Annotated in this window: 19 protein-coding genes; 3 read left to right on the top strand and 16 right to left on the bottom strand. The window is 70.3% G+C overall.

All coding sequences use genetic code 11. From position 1 onward, the window contains the following. Positions 1–25 precede the first annotated feature (25 nt). Entirely contained in the window at positions 26–892 is an 867-nt protein-coding gene (locus ACFXAZ_RS22520; RefSeq protein ID WP_384594005.1) for a GntR family transcriptional regulator, read from the bottom strand. 168 nt (positions 893–1,060) lie between these two features. On the opposite strand from ACFXAZ_RS22520, the gene ACFXAZ_RS22515 reads away from it, so the two are divergent. After that, complete coding sequence (locus tag ACFXAZ_RS22515; RefSeq protein WP_384594002.1) at positions 1,061–1,249, top strand: hypothetical protein; 189 nt, start codon at positions 1,061–1,063, stop codon at positions 1,247–1,249. A gap of 26 nt (positions 1,250–1,275) precedes the next feature. On the opposite strand, the gene ACFXAZ_RS22510 is transcribed toward ACFXAZ_RS22515, so the two are convergent. The 3 genes from ACFXAZ_RS22510 to ACFXAZ_RS22500 all read right to left on the bottom strand — a co-directional run bounded on the left by ACFXAZ_RS22510 (position 1,276) and on the right by ACFXAZ_RS22500 (position 4,509). Then, a complete protein-coding gene (locus ACFXAZ_RS22510; protein WP_384593999.1) occupies positions 1,276–2,196 on the bottom strand; it encodes a winged helix-turn-helix domain-containing protein in 921 nt (306 codons plus the stop codon). Positions 2,197–2,513: 317 nt separating this feature from the next. Then, on the bottom strand, positions 2,514–3,806 hold the full coding sequence (locus ACFXAZ_RS22505; RefSeq protein WP_384593996.1) for a GNAT family N-acetyltransferase: 1,293 nt from the start codon (positions 3,804–3,806) through the stop codon (positions 2,514–2,516). A gap of 103 nt (positions 3,807–3,909) precedes the next feature. After that, entirely contained in the window at positions 3,910–4,509 is a 600-nt protein-coding gene (locus tag ACFXAZ_RS22500) for an aerial mycelium formation protein (RefSeq protein ID WP_384593993.1), read from the bottom strand. A 137-nt stretch (positions 4,510–4,646) separates the two neighbouring features. Between ACFXAZ_RS22500 and dtd the strand changes: the two genes are divergently transcribed. Beyond that, positions 4,647–5,072 (top strand): D-aminoacyl-tRNA deacylase, encoded by a 426-nt coding sequence (gene dtd, locus ACFXAZ_RS22495; protein ID WP_382683895.1) that lies wholly within the window; start codon positions 4,647–4,649, stop codon positions 5,070–5,072. A 38-nt stretch (positions 5,073–5,110) separates the two neighbouring features. On the opposite strand, the gene ACFXAZ_RS22490 is transcribed toward dtd, so the two are convergent. The 6 genes from ACFXAZ_RS22490 to ACFXAZ_RS22465 form a co-directional block, all read right to left on the bottom strand. Then, complete coding sequence (locus tag ACFXAZ_RS22490) at positions 5,111–6,085, bottom strand: YgfZ/GcvT domain-containing protein (protein ID WP_384593989.1); 975 nt, start codon at positions 6,083–6,085, stop codon at positions 5,111–5,113. A 9-nt stretch (positions 6,086–6,094) separates the two neighbouring features. Next, the gene (locus ACFXAZ_RS22485) at positions 6,095–6,604 is read right to left on the bottom strand and encodes a Fur family transcriptional regulator (RefSeq protein WP_384593986.1); all 510 of its coding nucleotides are present in this window, start codon (positions 6,602–6,604) and stop codon (positions 6,095–6,097) included. A 15-nt stretch (positions 6,605–6,619) separates the two neighbouring features. Next, positions 6,620–7,195 (bottom strand): FABP family protein, encoded by a 576-nt coding sequence (locus tag ACFXAZ_RS22480; RefSeq protein ID WP_384593983.1) that lies wholly within the window; start codon positions 7,193–7,195, stop codon positions 6,620–6,622. Between the two features lie 351 nt (positions 7,196–7,546). Then, entirely contained in the window at positions 7,547–8,473 is a 927-nt protein-coding gene (locus tag ACFXAZ_RS22475) for a hypothetical protein (protein WP_384593980.1), read from the bottom strand. Next, a complete protein-coding gene (locus tag ACFXAZ_RS22470) occupies positions 8,470–9,246 on the bottom strand; it encodes a hypothetical protein (RefSeq protein WP_384593977.1) in 777 nt (258 codons plus the stop codon). The genes ACFXAZ_RS22475 and ACFXAZ_RS22470 overlap by 4 nt, the downstream gene beginning before the upstream one ends. After that, positions 9,243–10,061, bottom strand: a complete 819-nt coding sequence (locus ACFXAZ_RS22465) for a hypothetical protein (RefSeq protein ID WP_384593974.1) — start codon at positions 10,059–10,061, stop codon at positions 9,243–9,245. The genes ACFXAZ_RS22470 and ACFXAZ_RS22465 overlap by 4 nt, the downstream gene beginning before the upstream one ends. A 170-nt stretch (positions 10,062–10,231) precedes the next feature. On the opposite strand from ACFXAZ_RS22465, the gene ACFXAZ_RS22460 reads away from it, so the two are divergent. Beyond that, positions 10,232–10,594, top strand: coding sequence for a DsrE family protein (locus ACFXAZ_RS22460; RefSeq protein WP_382683884.1), 363 nt, complete (start codon positions 10,232–10,234; stop codon positions 10,592–10,594). A gap of 4 nt (positions 10,595–10,598) precedes the next feature. On the opposite strand, the gene ACFXAZ_RS22455 is transcribed toward ACFXAZ_RS22460, so the two are convergent. The 6 genes from ACFXAZ_RS22455 to ACFXAZ_RS22430 all read right to left on the bottom strand — a co-directional run bounded on the left by ACFXAZ_RS22455 (position 10,599) and on the right by ACFXAZ_RS22430 (position 13,790). Beyond that, positions 10,599–10,988, bottom strand: a complete 390-nt coding sequence (locus tag ACFXAZ_RS22455) for a VOC family protein (protein ID WP_384593971.1) — start codon at positions 10,986–10,988, stop codon at positions 10,599–10,601. A 59-nt stretch (positions 10,989–11,047) separates the two neighbouring features. Continuing rightward, the gene (locus ACFXAZ_RS22450; RefSeq protein WP_384593968.1) at positions 11,048–11,308 is read right to left on the bottom strand and encodes a DUF3099 domain-containing protein; all 261 of its coding nucleotides are present in this window, start codon (positions 11,306–11,308) and stop codon (positions 11,048–11,050) included. 86 nt (positions 11,309–11,394) lie between these two features. After that, on the bottom strand, positions 11,395–11,682 hold the full coding sequence (locus ACFXAZ_RS22445) for a DUF1416 domain-containing protein (protein WP_007382995.1): 288 nt from the start codon (positions 11,680–11,682) through the stop codon (positions 11,395–11,397). A 102-nt stretch (positions 11,683–11,784) separates the two neighbouring features. Then, the gene (locus ACFXAZ_RS22440; protein ID WP_384593965.1) at positions 11,785–12,630 is read right to left on the bottom strand and encodes a sulfurtransferase; all 846 of its coding nucleotides are present in this window, start codon (positions 12,628–12,630) and stop codon (positions 11,785–11,787) included. 147 nt (positions 12,631–12,777) lie between these two features. Next, positions 12,778–12,858 carry an Ms5788A family Cys-rich leader peptide gene (locus tag ACFXAZ_RS22435; protein WP_350751515.1) on the bottom strand — a complete coding sequence of 27 codons (81 nt, stop codon included), beginning with the start codon at positions 12,856–12,858 and terminating at the stop codon, positions 12,778–12,780. A 200-nt stretch (positions 12,859–13,058) separates the two neighbouring features. Next, a complete protein-coding gene (locus ACFXAZ_RS22430) occupies positions 13,059–13,790 on the bottom strand; it encodes a DUF2993 domain-containing protein (RefSeq protein WP_384593962.1) in 732 nt (243 codons plus the stop codon). Positions 13,791–13,893 lie beyond the last annotated feature (103 nt).

Raw genomic sequence — 13,893 nt, 5'->3', positions numbered from 1 at the left:
TCCTGGAAGCCGGGATCAGCCGGGATCAGCCGAGGGTCAGATCTGTGGTGATGGTTTCCCAGAGTGCGTCGAACCACTTCTGGGACTCGTCGACGAACGCCCCGTCACGGTGGCTCGCCTGTGCCAGGAAGGAGAAGAGGACGGAGTCGTTGCCCCCGGCGTCGTACAGCTCCGGGATCGCGCCCTCGGCCTCGCGCCGGGTGACCGTGTAGTACGACATCAGCGCCTCCTCCCCGTTGAGCAGGAACAGCTTGAGCGGCGGGGTGAAGGGCAGGGCGCGGAAGCGGACGGTGACGTCGATGCCGTGCGAGCCGCGCAGGGAGCGCAGGTTGTGGCGCAGGACATGGCCCTGGGCGTTGCGCTGGGCCAGCCAGCGCTGGTGCACGGACTCGTCGTCGCCGGTGACCGGCGTCGGGAAGGCCAGGTCGATATGGCGCGAGGGCAGCAGCAGCCGTACGTCGATGGACTCGGGGCGCAGTTCGCCGGAGTGGATGCGCAGCAGCGGTTCGCCCAGGGCCAGCATCAGGATCTCGGCGGTGAGGCAGACGGCGTCGACCCGGACCCGGGGCGCGGCGAACGCCTCCATCAGCCGTGGCGCCAGCCCGACCGCCGTCAGCTGGGGTTCGTCACCGGGCGCCGCCGGGCGGGCGATCCTCGGCGGGCTGCCCTTGCTCACATTGCTGAGCAGCCCGTCGTCCTGGAGCGCGCGCAGGGCCTGGCGGATGGTGCCACGCTCCACGCCGAACTCCTCGGCGAGTTCGGCCTGGGTGGGCAGCCGGTCACCGGCCCTCAGCTCGCCGCGATGAATGCGCTCGCGCAGGATGCCGGCGATCTCCTGCGCTGTGCGCCTACTGCTGCCGTTCACTGCCACGTTCTCCTGGGTCACGACCAAACGCTACAACTCGGATCGGGATGGTGGGAGTTGAAGGAAAGTTGTTTATAAGTATCCACCAAGTGGGGACAACCATTGCAGAGTTGGTAACCAACTTACGGCAGTTGGCGGAAGCTTTGCCTCCCATGCCGAACCGCCGCCCCGGCTGTCCGAAGGGGGACTCACACCATGCCTGCCCTCGCCCTCCTCTCCGCCGTCTTCATCATCGGTTTCCAGCAGCTGGTCCAGTGGAAGTACGGCGCCGCGGGCATCGTCGGCCTGCTGCTGCTGTCCGTCGGCGTCAAGGCCAAGAGCCCGGCCATCACCTCCGCGGGCACGGTCCTGCTGGCCCTGCTGCTCACCGGCCCGGCCATGTGACCGCGGGCACATCGCCCGGGAGCCGGTCAGTCCGCCAGCGTCAGCTCCGAACTGATCGTCTCCCACAACGCGTTGAACCAGTCGTACGACTGCGTCACAAAGGTGGTGTCCCGCAGGTCGTCGCCCTGGTCGAAGGCGAACAGCATCGACCGCGTGCCCTCCGCGTCGTACATTTCCAGCTGCTCGTGCCCGACCTCCTCCTCGCGGCGCGTCAGCGTGTAGTACGCGAACAGCGCCTCCCGCCCATTGATCAGATACAGCTTCACCGGCGGGGTGAAGGGCAGCGCGCGGAACGAGACCCGCACCTCGACGCCATGTGTGGAGCGCAGCGCGAGCAGATTGTGCTGGAGCACCTGCCCCTGGGCGTTGCGGTGCGCCAGCCAGCGCGGATGCACCGGATCGTCCGGCCCGCGGGCCCCGACCCGACGCGGAAAGGCGAGGTCGATGTCGCGCGAGGGCAACAGCACCCGCACATCGACCTTGGCCGGTTTCAGCTCCCCGGCGTGGATCCTGCGCAGCGGCTCGCCGATCGCCAGAGTCAAGGAGACCGAGGTCAGACACAGCGCGTCGATCCGGACATGCGGGGTGGCGAACGCGTCCGCTATCCGATGGGCCAGCGCCACCGTGGTCGGCTGCGGTGAGGCGAACGGACCGGCCGGCACCCGGCCCGGGTCGAGGGCGACGGTCGCCGGGCTCCCCTTGGAGACATTCGTCAGCAACCGCTCCGCCTGGAGCGTCCGCAGGGCCTGACGCACGGCACCCCGCTCGACCCCGAACTCCTCGGCCAGCCGCGCCTGCGTGGGCATGCGCTGACCCGGCCGCAGCGCCCCGGACCTGATCCGGGCGCGCAGCTCCTCGGCGACCTCTCGGTGGGTCCGGTCAGACCGCGCGGACCGCAGAGGCCGTTTGCTCCCCTTGACGGAGGCATTTTCCGGGTCCACAACCAAACACTACAACTTCCCGCCATCTTCAGACAGTTCAAGGAGAGGTGGTTATGAGCCGATCCAAGCGGAGATAACTACAGTGAAGTTGGTCACCAACTTCTACAACATGGTCAAGCTTTCAGAAGGTTGGCCATCGGGGGGATCGGGCTCCCTTCCGGAGGGGAGCCGGGAGTCCGGTCGCTACGGATGCACAGCCACAACCACACATACGAGTACCGCCACAACCGCATACGCGCACAGCCACAACTCCATGCACAGCCACAACTGAACAGCACGCTACGGATGCGTGAGTCCACCGTCACCGGCAGCGAGAGGAGAGATCAGAACATGTCCGGGCACCAAGGCCGCCTGGACGTACGCAGCAGGGCGTCGGCCTTTTGGGCGACGCCCGCTCGTTCTTCCCGGACCCGGCCGAGCGCGGCCAGCCGCACCGCCGACCCGTCCCCGAGCCACAGCTCGCTCAGCGCGGCGATGTCGAGCGCGAGATCGGCGCCGTCGCCCGTCGGCGTGCACGACACCCCCGCCGCACCGGCGTCGAGCCGGAACCGCCCGCCGCTGAGCCCGGCGGCATCGGCGACATCGAGCACCAGCGTCCCCTCCCCGCCGTAGGTCCGCGCCTCAAGGGCGGCCACGACATCGAGGATCCGCACCCACAGCCAGTCCACCTCCCCGGTGAGCTGCGCGGCGCGCGGGTCGGGGAGCAGATCGGGCACCAGGTCGTCCGCGGCCCGATAGCCGGTCCTGACCCGGGTGACCCAGTCGACGGAGCAGAGAAAGCGCCACAGCGCGCGCTCGGCGGCGGGGGTGACGGCGATCAGGTCCCGCACGGTCGCCGTGTTCTGCGGCTGCTTGCGGTCCCCCCAGTGGTCGTCGACGGCGTAGGCCGCGTACCCCTCGACCTCGCCGTCCGCCGAGCGGTAGACGGCGTAGAAGGGCTCGGTCCAGGGGGCCGCGTCCCGCCGTACGACGCCCGTCGTCACGTTCCACCAGCGCTCGCCCCGGTCGATGACGCCGTGCTGGCGGGCGCGGAGCCGCTCATGCAGTTCGGGCCCGGTCCTGCGGACCTCCTCGCCGTCGACCAGGTCGATCCGCCCGCCGTCGCCGGGGACCGGCAGCCGCGGGTCGAGACCGGCGCGCGGCACCTCGATGGTCCATTCGGCGGTCCTGACGGCCGGACCGAAGCCGTACCGCCCGTAGATCGGGTACTCGGCGGCGATGAGTGTCGCGACGACATCGCCGCGCTCGCGGGCCGCCGCCAGGTCCTGGGCCATCATCCGGGTCAGGATGCCGCGGCGGCGGTGGGTGGCGGTGACGGTGACATTGGAGATGGCGTCGGCGGGGACGGACCGCCCGCCGACGGCGGTGAGCGACTGGTCGAAGGACCGGAACGTCCCCACACAGCGCCCGCCGTCGAACGCGCCGAGCGTGCGGCCCGGTTCCACGTACGAGGCCCGGTCCGCGGCCTCCGCCTCCGAGACCTCGGGACTGCGCAGAAACCCGACGTTCAGCGCGCGGCTCCACTCGGCTATCTCGGCGGGGTCGATCGGACGTACGGCGATCTCGGCGGCGTCGGTGACCTCGGCGGTACCGGCGATGGCGTCACTGCGGCTCATGAGATCACGGTAGAGGGAGGGTGCACGGGTGTCGCGGGGTTTTCCCGACACCCCCGCCCGCCCGCACGCCCCTCCCCCTCACTGCTTCACTTCCCCCTCACACTCACACCAGCAGATCGTCCACCTGGGCCTCCCCGTCCCGGTAGCGGCGGGCGATCTCCGCGCTGCACTCGTCGGTCGTGCGTTGCAGGGTCTGGCGGCGGCGCGAGACCTGTTGCTCGTAGCGGACCAGGCGGACCATCGCCGAGGTCAGCTCCAGGTCCGTCCGGGCGTCCAGGGCCGACAGTTCCACCTCGCCGAGCATCTCGGCGGCCAGCCGCCGGTACTCCTCGCTCTGCGGGGTGCCCAGGGTGACATGGCGGGCGGAGGAGCGCTGGCGGGCCGGCCCGTCCGTGAGGATCTCCGGGAGGCGGTCCATCAGCGCCTCGCCGGGCGCCACGAGGGACGCGGTGCCGCGCCGGGCCAGTTCCGCGCGCAGGATGTCGATACGGCCCTGGAGCAGCCGTCGTACGTAACTCAGGTCCGCCTCGTCCCGCTGGGCGTCCCGGCGCAGGGTGCGCAGTTCGGGCAGGCTCAGCGTGGTCAGATCGTGCTCGGGCGCGGCCGGCGGCAGCGCTGGACTGCCGGTGCGCTGTACGGGCGGCTGTGCCGCGCGTGTCAGCGGGACCGGGCTGGGCGGCTGCCCCGTACTCGGTGTGCTCATGTGCCTCAACCGTCCCCTCGACGGGTGTGTGGGCAGCATCGTGCCACCCCAAGTGGCCGCTATGTGACCGAGTGCCCCCGATCGGCCCCAGATGGGGGGTTGGCGGGTGCGGTCCGCAGGCCCGGCATGATGGTCGTATGCGAGCCGTGGTGCAGAGGGTGGACGGTGCGAGCGTCGTCGTGGACGGCGAGACCGTCGGGGAGATCAGTGGTGAGGGGCTGTGCGTGCTGGTCGGTGTCACGCACGACGACACGAAGGAGCAGGCGGCCCGGCTGGCCCGCAAGCTGTGGTCGATCCGGATGCTGCACGACGAGCGGTCGTGCAGCGACGCGGACGCCCCGCTGCTGGTGATCAGCCAGTTCACGCTGTACGGGGACGCCCGCAAGGGCCGCCGCCCCACGTGGAACGCGGCGGCGCCGGGCGAGCTGGCCGAGCCGCTGGTCGAGGAGGTCGTGGCCCAGCTGAGGGGGCTGGGGGCGACGGTGGCGACGGGCCGGTTCGGGGCGGGGATGCGGGTGTCCCTGACGAACGACGGGCCGTTCACGGTGCTGCTGGAGATGTGAGCGCACAGGCCCCGGGCCCCGACAGCGGCGCCTGGGCGCTACGGCGTGACCACGACCTCCTGGGCCGCCGCCGTCTCCCCGGCGAGCAGCCGCGCGTCCACCGGTACATTCCGCTTGACCAGCGCGAGGGCCACCGGCCCCAGCTCGTGGTGGCGGACGGAGGTGGTGATGAAGCCGATCCTGCGGCCCTCGCCGCCGTCGGTGCCGTCGTCCGCCACGCGGATCTCCGTGCCGTGGGGCGGCAGATGCACATCGCTGCCGTCGAGGTGCAGAAAGACCAGCCGGCGCGGCGGCTTGCCCAGGTTCTGGACCCGGGCGACCGTCTCCTGCCCCCGGTAGCAGCCCTTCTGGAGGTGCACGGCCGTCCCGATCCAGCCCAGCTCGTGCGGGATGGTCCGGTGGTCGGTCTCGAAGCCGAGCCGCGGCTGATGATGCTCGACGCGCAGCGCCTCGTACGCCAGCAGCCCGGCCGGCGGCCCCGCCTTCGCCGGGTAGGACTCCAGGTCGGCACGGGGGACGAACAGATCACGGCCGTACGGCGTCTCCCGCACGGCCCCGCCCTCGGGGACCTCGGCGATGGAACCGGCGGGGAGGTACACGACGGCGATGTCGGCGGTGCGGTCCTCGACCTCGACGCGGTAGAAGAACTTCATCGACTCCAGGTACGCGATCAGCGCGCCCTGGGTGCCCGGCTCGACATGGGCCCAGACCGTCGTACCGTCGTCGACCAGATACAGCGCGTGTTCGATATGGCCGTTGGCGGACAGGACCAGCGCCTCGGTGGCCTCGCCGGGCGGCAGCTCGCTGACGTGCTGGGTGAGCAGCAGATGCAGCCAGCTCAGCCGGTCGTCGCCGGTGACGGTGACGACCCCGCGATGCGAGAGGTCGACGAAACCGGTGCCGTCGGCGAGTGCGCGCTGTTCACGGAAGAGGTCGCCGTAGTGGGCGGCCACGCCTTCGTCCACACCCTCGGCGGGAACGGCGCCGGGAAGGCTCAGCAGGGGGCTCTTCATACGCTAAGCCTACGACTCGGTAGTTGAAGCTTTGCCAGAAGCGCCGCCAGAAGTGGCACCGGACGTCCCTGCGGAGGTGCTGCCGGAAGCGGCGGCCACCGCCTTGGCGGCACAGTCCCGGCACCGCCCGAAGATCGCGAAGTGCTTCATGTCGGTGTCGAAACCGAACTGCTCCCGCAGTTTCGCCGTGAAGTCCGCCGCGACGGCCACATCGGCCTCGATCACGTTCGTACAGTCCCGGCACACCAGATGCAGATGGTGATGCCGGTCGGCCAGGTGGTACGTCGGCGCCCCGTGCCCCAGATGCGCGTGGCTGACCAGCCCCAGCTCCTCCAGCAGCTCCAGCGTCCGGTAGACGGTGGAGATGTTGATCCCCGACGCCGTCCTGCGGACTTCGCCGAGGATGTCGTCGGGGGTCGCGTGCTCCAGGGTGTCCACGGCTTCGAGCACGAGTTGCCGCTGCGGTGTCAGCCGGTAACCGCGCTGCCGCAGATCGCTCTTCCAGTCGGTGCTCACCACACCACGAGTCTAGAACTACTTGAAGAAAGCGATCCCGTCGTCCGGCATGTCGTCCGGCAGGGCCTTCGCCCAGCGCTCCACGTCCTCGGGCGTGACGACCTTCTTCAGATGCGCCGACATGTACGGACGCAGCTCGACGTCGGGGGTCTGCTTCTCGCCGACCCACATCAGGTCGCTCTTGACGTACCCGTACAGCCGCTTGCCGCCGGAGTAGGGGCGGGAGCCGGGGGTGCGGGCGACCGCGTCCGTGACCAGGTCGATCTGGGGCTTCTGGTGGGCCAGCTCGCCGTACCAGATCTCGATGACACCGTCGTCGCGGGTCATCGTCACCTCGACCTTGCGGGTCTCCTCGATCCGCCAGAAGCCGTACTCGCTCTCCAGCGGGCGGACCTTGTTGCCGTCGTTGTCCAGCACCCAGGTGTGGGACCGGTACTCCAGGAAGTCCCGGCCGTCATGGGTGAAGGAGACCTCCTGCCCGAAGTTGCACTTCTCGGAGCCGGGGAAGTCGTGCACGCCCGCGCCGGCCCAGTCGCCGAGCAGGAAGACGAGCGGGACAAGGTCCTTGTGGAGGTCGGACGGGATCTCGATCATGAGCAGTGGTTCCTCGGGGACGGGGCAGCCGGACGGGGGAAGGTCAGCGCTGGCCCTGATACAGCTTCTTCACGGCCAGCCCGGTGAACGCGAGAACGCCGACGCAGACCAGGACGAGCAGAGCTTCGAAGAAATAGACCACGGAAATGCTCCTCGGTGAGCGGATACGGCATGCACTGGGCCGGGCCCCAGCTTACGCGTCCGGACCCCGGCCCTCTTTGTGAGGTAGGCCCACCGGGGACACCCCTGCCGGGCACCCCCGACACCCCCGACACCCCGACACCCCGGGCGGCCCCCAGCCACCTCAGCCCTACGGCCGGGTGGCCTGGTGGCCGGGTGACCAGGTGGCCGTCAGCCCAGCAGCTGGCTCTGGAGGACGACGGTCTGCTGGAAGGGCACGTCCGCCACCCCGCCCTTCCTGGACTGCACGATCACCGCGTAGACGTTCCCCGTGGCGAGATACGCCTGACGAACCTGCTCGGCGCCGTACGGCTCGGGCTCGGCGTAGGCGGTGCGCTGGATACCGGACCCGTTCGCGGCCTCCGGGAACGACTCGTCGTAGACCGAATCATGGGCGCCGACCAGCGGATACGTGGGCGAGACGAAGGGGATGGCATCGGCCTCGACCCCCATGTCCACGGCCTCCGCGGTGCCGAACCGGAGCAGATAGATCCGGGTCCGGGTGCCGTCCGGCGTGGTCCAGCCGCGCGCGGCGATGTGGCGCAGACCGGTGTCGACCAGTTGCTGCCCCAGCGCCTCACGGTTCGCCTTCCCCGTGAACTCGGCGAGATAGTCCTCCGTCGGCAGCCAGCCGTCGGCGCCGCGCAGCGCCTTGTTCTCCTTCGCCCCCGAGGGAGCGGGCAGCACCAGGGCCCGCAGATCGGCGTGGTACGCCCCACTGGTGTTGCCCTCCGCGAACGGCCCCGGGCGGCCGGCGGGCAGCGGCGGCCGGACCAGCTCCGGATACTCCCAGCGCCCGTCCGCCTCCGTGGCCAGCCCCGGCACGTCCGTACGGGTCATGCCCGTGATCCCGTACGCGGTCGCCGACCCGACGGCGACGAACACGGCGACGGCGGCGGTCCACCGCAGCACGGCCCGCAGCACCCGCCGCTCACGCGGGGCGGCGGGCGGCGGCACGTCCTCGGCGGATGCCGGTACGTCACCCACGGGCGGCGGTACGTCGTCGGCAGGCGGCCCGGCGGCGAGCGCGCCCACCCCGGCCCCCGCCACTCCGGCCCCCGCCTCCGGCCCCGCCTCGATGCTCTGGTCGCTGTTCATATCGCTTTCCCCGGCTCGGTGATCCGGTCCAGTTGGGTGCGTACGAGGTCGGTGACCCGGACCCTGTCGAGGGACTCGGTGCCGGAGGCGACGACCGACACCAGGACGTCACCGACGGCGGCGGAGCACAGGACCGTACTGAGCCCCCTGGGCTCCCAGAACTCCACGGCGCCGCTCTCGTCGGAGGCCACGAAGCACTCCGCGTCCTCGTACCCCTCGATCTCCAGGCTCTCGCTGTCCGTCAGCGTGCCGAGCATCTCGCGCGCCAGCCGGGAGACATCCTGCACGGCGGTCCGGTTCGCCATCCGCTCCAGCGTGATGTTCGCCGAGAAGATGTCCTCGTCGTAGACGAACGTCGGGGAGTCGGCGCTGAAGTAGCTGCGCAGGGCCAGTCCCTGGCTGCGCTGCCCGTCGATCTCCTCCTCCATTTCCGTGCGCAGCGAGCGCGGCAGCCCGCGCAGGGTCTCCTTGCGCAGGGCGGCGGCCTCGGCCCCGCTGAGCTGGGCGTCGTGGCCGTACTGACCGACGTCGGGACCACGCGACCAGCCGCCCTCACTCCCGTACGGCACCAGCATCCCGGCGAGCCCCTGCGTCACGGGCGCCACAGGCCCCTCGGCGGTGGCCTTGGGGAACGCCCAGCGCGGAGCACCCGCGTCCCGGTCGGCGTTCCGCACGGTCACGACGGTCGCGCCGATGCCCGCGACCAGCGTCCCGGCGAGCACCGCACATGCCGCGACGACGGCGATCCGCCGCCCCCGCCCCGTCCCGCTCACAGCCGCTCCATCTGTCGCTCGGCCAGATCCATGATCATCTTTTGGGTGACCGGCCGGTCCCGGTAGACCCAGATCTCCATCGCGATGTCACCGCGCGAGGCATGCGCCTCGGCCGAGTACCGCGTCTCGTACGCCAACTCGGTGTCCGGCTCCGGGTCGACGTAGGCCGTACCGTCGCCGGTGCCGGGAATGTGCCAGCTGTCCACGTCGCCGTCGGCGTCCGCCCAGTCCTTGTGGTTGGCGACGGATTCCACCGAGGCCAGGGACTCCTCGTTGCGGAACTGCAAGAGCCGCACGGTCACCCGGGTACCGTCGCCGGTCTCCCAGCCCGCGATGGCGGACCGGCGGAACTCGCTCTCGACGAGTTCGGTGAACTTCCGCGCCCGGTCGGTGAAGCCAAGGGCGTACATGCCCATGTCCTCCCACCCGTCCGAGTCCACCAGCCAGTCGGCCTCCGTCGCCCCGGCAGGCTTCTGCACGAGCAGCTCGCGCAGATCGCCGTCTGTGCGCACCTGCCGGTCCTGAGCGGCCGACAGCACAGGGACCTCGCCCTCGGCCTGCCCCATCGAGGGCTGCGACAACGGCGGCAACGGTGTGGGCGCGCGTCCTGCCTGGACGACGTATCCCGTACACGTACCCGCGACGACACCGAGAACGGCCGCCGCGGCGATCAGCAGGGCGGTACGGCGGACCCGCCCCCTGCGGCGGCCCTCGGGCGCGGCCTCCGGCGCCTCCTCCGGTACTCCCGGTTCCTCCGGTACTCCCGGTTCCTCCGGCGCGGCTTCCTGGGCGTCCGGTCTTTCAGAGTCTTCCAACGTGTCCCCCCAGAGGACATGAAGCGCGGATTCCGTTCACGCGCTGCACAGGTGACTCGTGGCTGCCGCCGCGGGTTGCAGGGAAGTTGATTACGATTCGGCGATCATGAAGGCCCTGGACGACGCCTCTGGGTGGCCGCCGGGCCGGCGGGCCCGGTTACCCTGCGGGCATGGCGAAGAAGCTCGTGATCAAGGTGACCGCGGGGGCCGATGCCCCCGAGCGCTGCTCGCAGGCGTTCACCGTCGCCGCGGTGGCCGTGGCCAGCGGGGTGGACGTGTCCGTGTGGCTGACCGGTGAGTCCGCGTGGTTCGCGCTGCCGGGCCGGGCGGCGGAGTTCGAGCTGCCGCACGCGGCGCCGCTGCCCGACCTGATCGAGTCGGTCCTCGCGGCGGGCCGCCTCACCCTGTGCACCCAGTGCGCGGCCCGCCGCGAGATCACCGAGAAGGACGTCATCGAGGGCGTGCGGATCGCCGGCGCCCAGGTCTTCGTACAGGAGGCACTGGCCGACGACACGCAGGCGCTCGTCTACTGACCCCTCAGGGCCTCGCCGTCTCGATCCACAGGCAGAAGGGGTGGCCCGCCGGGTCGAACAGGACGCGTACGTCGTCTTGGGGCTGGTGGTCGGCCGGCCGGGCTCCCGCCGCGACCGCCCGGGCCGTCTCGGCCGCCAGGTCGTCCACCTGGATGTCGAGGTGCAGCATCATCTGCTGCGCGCCGGGTGCGCGGGAGGGCCAGACCGGGGGAACGTACTCCGGTTCGGTCTGGAAGGAGAGGGCCAGGCCAGGGGTGCCCTCGGGCGGCCCGATGAGCACCCAGTCGGGTTCCTCGCGGCGTACGACGTAGCCGAGCAGCCGCTGGTAGAAGCCGGCGAGTACGTGGGCGTCGGGGGCGTCGAGAACGACCGTGGACAGTCTGGTGGGCGACATAGGGTCTTCCTACCAGGCGGGATTCCTACCGGGACGGGATTCCTACCAGGGCGGGATTCCTACCGGGGCGGCTTCTTGCCGTCCAGTTCGTCCCACCACTCGTCCGACTTGGGATCCCCGGAGGGGGCGTCCCACCAGCGGTCCTCGGGGCCCCGGCGGTTCGCGACGATCGCGGCCACGGGCGGGATCACCATCGCGACGACGCACAGCGCGACCGCCGCCGGGATCGACCAGATGCGGACGACCCCCCACGCCAGGACGAAGAGGCCGATACACGTCCCCATCATGGCGAAGTAGACATGACGCCTGCGCGCGTACATAGGTCCAGCTTAGGCCCGGACACGCCGAAGGGCCGCGCCCCGGGAGTCCAACCCGTGGGACGCGGCCCCTGTGCCGGGGTGCGCGATCAGACGGCGATCGCGACCTCCGCGAGACCGCCCTGCTGGGCGACGACCGTGCGGTCGGCGGTGCCGCCGGGTACGAGGGCGCGGACGGTCCAGGTGCCCTCGGCCGCGTAGAACCGGAACTGGCCCGTGGCGGACGTGGGGACCTCGGCGGTGAACTCGCCCGTCGAGTCCAGCAGCCGCACATAGCCCACGACCGGCTCGCCGTCGCGGGTCACCTGGCCCTGGATGGTGGTCTCACCGGGCTTGATCGTCGAGGCGTCGGGGCCGCCGGCCTTCGCTCCACACATGCTGTCTCTCCAGAAGGGTCGGTCGGGGTGGATCTGGTGTCGATCGGGATCGATCAGGGTCGATCGGGGTCGATCGACAGGGGATTGCTCTTGGTGCGTGGCTTACTTGTTGGCGCCCAGCTCGATCGGCACGCCGACCAGGGAGCCGTACTCGGTCCAGGAACCGTCGTAGTTCTTGACGTTGTCGACGCCGAGCAGCTCGTGCAGCACGAACCAGGTCAGGGCCGAGCGCTCACCGATGCGGCAGTAGGCGATGGTGTCCTTCGCCAGGTCGACCTGCTCGTCGGTGTACAGCTCCTTCAGCTCGTCGTCCGACTTGAAGGTGCCGTCGTCGTTGGCGTTCTTCGACCACGGGATGTTGCGGGCGCTGGGCACGTGGCCGGGGCGCTGCGACTGCTCCTGCGGCAGGTGGGCCGGGGCGAGCAGCTTGCCGGAGAACTCGTCGGGCGAGCGGACGTCGACCAGGTTCTGCGCGCCGATGGCGGCCACCACGTCGTCGCGGAAGGCACGGATCGAGGTGTCCTGGGCCTTCGCCTTGTACTCGGTCGCCGCGCGCTCGGGCACCTCGGTGCCGTCGACCAGCTCGCGGGCGTCCAGCTCCCACTTCTTACGGCCGCCGTCGAGCAGCTTGACGCCGTCGTGGCCGTACAGCTTGAAGTACCAGTACGCGTAGGACGCGAACCAGTTGTTGTTGCCGCCGTAGAGGATCACCGTCTGGTCGTTGGCGATGCCCTTCTCCGACAGCAGCTTCTCGAAGCCGGCCTGGTCGATGAAGTCACGGCGGACCGGGTCCTGGAGGTCCTTGGTCCAGTCGATCCGGATCGCGTTCTTGATGTGGTTCTTGTCGTACGCGGACGTGTCTTCGTCCACCTCGACGATCACCAGAGACGGGTCGTCCAGGTGCTCCTGAAGCCAGTCGGCGTCAACCAGGACGTCGCTGCGGCTCATGCGCTTTCTCCTCCGGGGCAGTTGCGGCGGGGCGTGCGAAATAGCTGAAAAGTCTTCGAAGGCGGTGCGCTCGCGCTCGGGGCGGGCGCACGCGGGCCCTGAGCAGGGCCGTGCGGGGGGAAGCGGAAAACAGAAAGCTTCCGCTGATCAGAACGGGCGACAGAGCATGGCGGCAACGCGGCACAGGTCCACTGCCCGCCGCTTGGTGAGATCCGCCTGTCGCTTCATGGGCTCGATCGTAAGGACGGACGGGTCGGCATGTCACCGCCGTGTCGTATATTGAGACGCGATCGTCCGCAATGTGGGATGTGTATCGGGTCCGGGCCGTCGCCGCCCCGCCCCCGGGCACCCACGCGCCGGATCGCACCTGCTGGGCGGACGCCTTGTCTCACCCACCGGACGGCGCTCGGCCGCCGCCGGTTCTCGGCTTACCCGGCGAGCACCACGTTCGAACCCGTCACGGAGATCTCCACACCATTGCTCGCGGCCTGCACCTTGTCCAGCCGGATGCCGCCCGGGAGATCGTCGATGGCCTGCTGGAAGTCGGTGATCCGGCGGATCGCGTCCTCGGCCAGATCGACGCCTGCCAGTTCGGGCAGCGAGTCCGTGCGCACCTCGACGTTGTCGCCCTCGACACTGACCGTGCTGAGCACGGACATCTCCTGGGTGCCGATGACCGGCGCCTCGACCTCCACGGCGACCTTGATCTTGCCGTCGCCGCCGTCGGAGAGGCCGGTCACCCGGGCGGTGACGCCGGGGGCGACCTCGACGGGCTCGGACCGCGCGGCCTTGAGCAGTTCGGCATAGTCGATGATCGCGGTGCCGGTCGCGCCGGCCGCGGTCGCGGAGCTGAAGTCGCCGGAGAAGTCGACGCCCTTCATGTTCGCCTTGAGGTCGTCGATCCGGATCTGCTCACCGTCGCCGGTGGGCGCCTCGTAGGTGTCGATCCCGACCTCGACGTCGTCCAGCGTGCCGCCGATGAGCTGGGTGAGGAACGGGAAGCCCTTGATCGACACGTCCGGTTTCTGCGCGAGGCCCTCGGTGCTCTGCAATCTGCCCGCGGCCTCACCCTCCGCGAAGTTCACGGCCAGCCGGTCCGCGGCGACGAACAGCCCGCCCAGGATCACCACGACGATCAGAAGTATTCGCAGCGCGCGCATGTTCCCCACCTCGGGCGGACTCGACGGACGGCAGTCACGGTAACCCCGGCGGAAAGTCCCGACGGCGAATTGTCGATCACCTGTGACAACGGGGCCGGGCGCC

The sequence above is a fragment of the Streptomyces sp. NPDC059477 genome, assembly GCF_042749375.1.
Lineage (GTDB): Bacteria > Actinomycetota > Actinomycetes > Streptomycetales > Streptomycetaceae > Streptomyces.
The sequence above is the reverse complement of the archived record's forward strand: the minus strand, read 5'-3'. Positions and strand labels throughout refer to the sequence as shown.

What these genes read in the sequence shown, in the direction of transcription:
- ACFXAZ_RS22500 (WP_384593993.1), bottom strand. Translation starts at nt 4,509, where the DNA reads ATGAGCACACCGAGTACGGGGCAGCCGCCCAGCCCGGTCCCGCTGACA.
- ACFXAZ_RS22460 (WP_382683884.1), top strand. Translation starts at nt 10,232, where the DNA reads ATGGCGAAGAAGCTCGTGATCAAGGTGACCGCGGGGGCCGATGCCCCC.
- ACFXAZ_RS22515 (WP_384594002.1), top strand. Translation starts at nt 1,061, where the DNA reads ATGCCTGCCCTCGCCCTCCTCTCCGCCGTCTTCATCATCGGTTTCCAG.
- ACFXAZ_RS22445 (WP_007382995.1), bottom strand. Translation starts at nt 11,682, where the DNA reads ATGTGTGGAGCGAAGGCCGGCGGCCCCGACGCCTCGACGATCAAGCCC.
- ACFXAZ_RS22455 (WP_384593971.1), bottom strand. Translation starts at nt 10,988, where the DNA reads ATGTCGCCCACCAGACTGTCCACGGTCGTTCTCGACGCCCCCGACGCC.
- ACFXAZ_RS22440 (WP_384593965.1), bottom strand. Translation starts at nt 12,630, where the DNA reads ATGAGCCGCAGCGACGTCCTGGTTGACGCCGACTGGCTTCAGGAGCAC.
- ACFXAZ_RS22490 (WP_384593989.1), bottom strand. Translation starts at nt 6,085, where the DNA reads ATGAAGAGCCCCCTGCTGAGCCTTCCCGGCGCCGTTCCCGCCGAGGGT.
- ACFXAZ_RS22435 (WP_350751515.1), bottom strand. Translation starts at nt 12,858, where the DNA reads ATGAAGCGACAGGCGGATCTCACCAAGCGGCGGGCAGTGGACCTGTGC.
- ACFXAZ_RS22475 (WP_384593980.1), bottom strand. Translation starts at nt 8,473, where the DNA reads ATGAACAGCGACCAGAGCATCGAGGCGGGGCCGGAGGCGGGGGCCGGA.
- ACFXAZ_RS22480 (WP_384593983.1), bottom strand. Translation starts at nt 7,195, where the DNA reads ATGATCGAGATCCCGTCCGACCTCCACAAGGACCTTGTCCCGCTCGTC.
- dtd (WP_382683895.1), top strand. Translation starts at nt 4,647, where the DNA reads ATGCGAGCCGTGGTGCAGAGGGTGGACGGTGCGAGCGTCGTCGTGGAC.
- ACFXAZ_RS22505 (WP_384593996.1), bottom strand. Translation starts at nt 3,806, where the DNA reads ATGAGCCGCAGTGACGCCATCGCCGGTACCGCCGAGGTCACCGACGCC.
- ACFXAZ_RS22450 (WP_384593968.1), bottom strand. Translation starts at nt 11,308, where the DNA reads ATGTACGCGCGCAGGCGTCATGTCTACTTCGCCATGATGGGGACGTGT.
- ACFXAZ_RS22430 (WP_384593962.1), bottom strand. Translation starts at nt 13,790, where the DNA reads ATGCGCGCGCTGCGAATACTTCTGATCGTCGTGGTGATCCTGGGCGGG.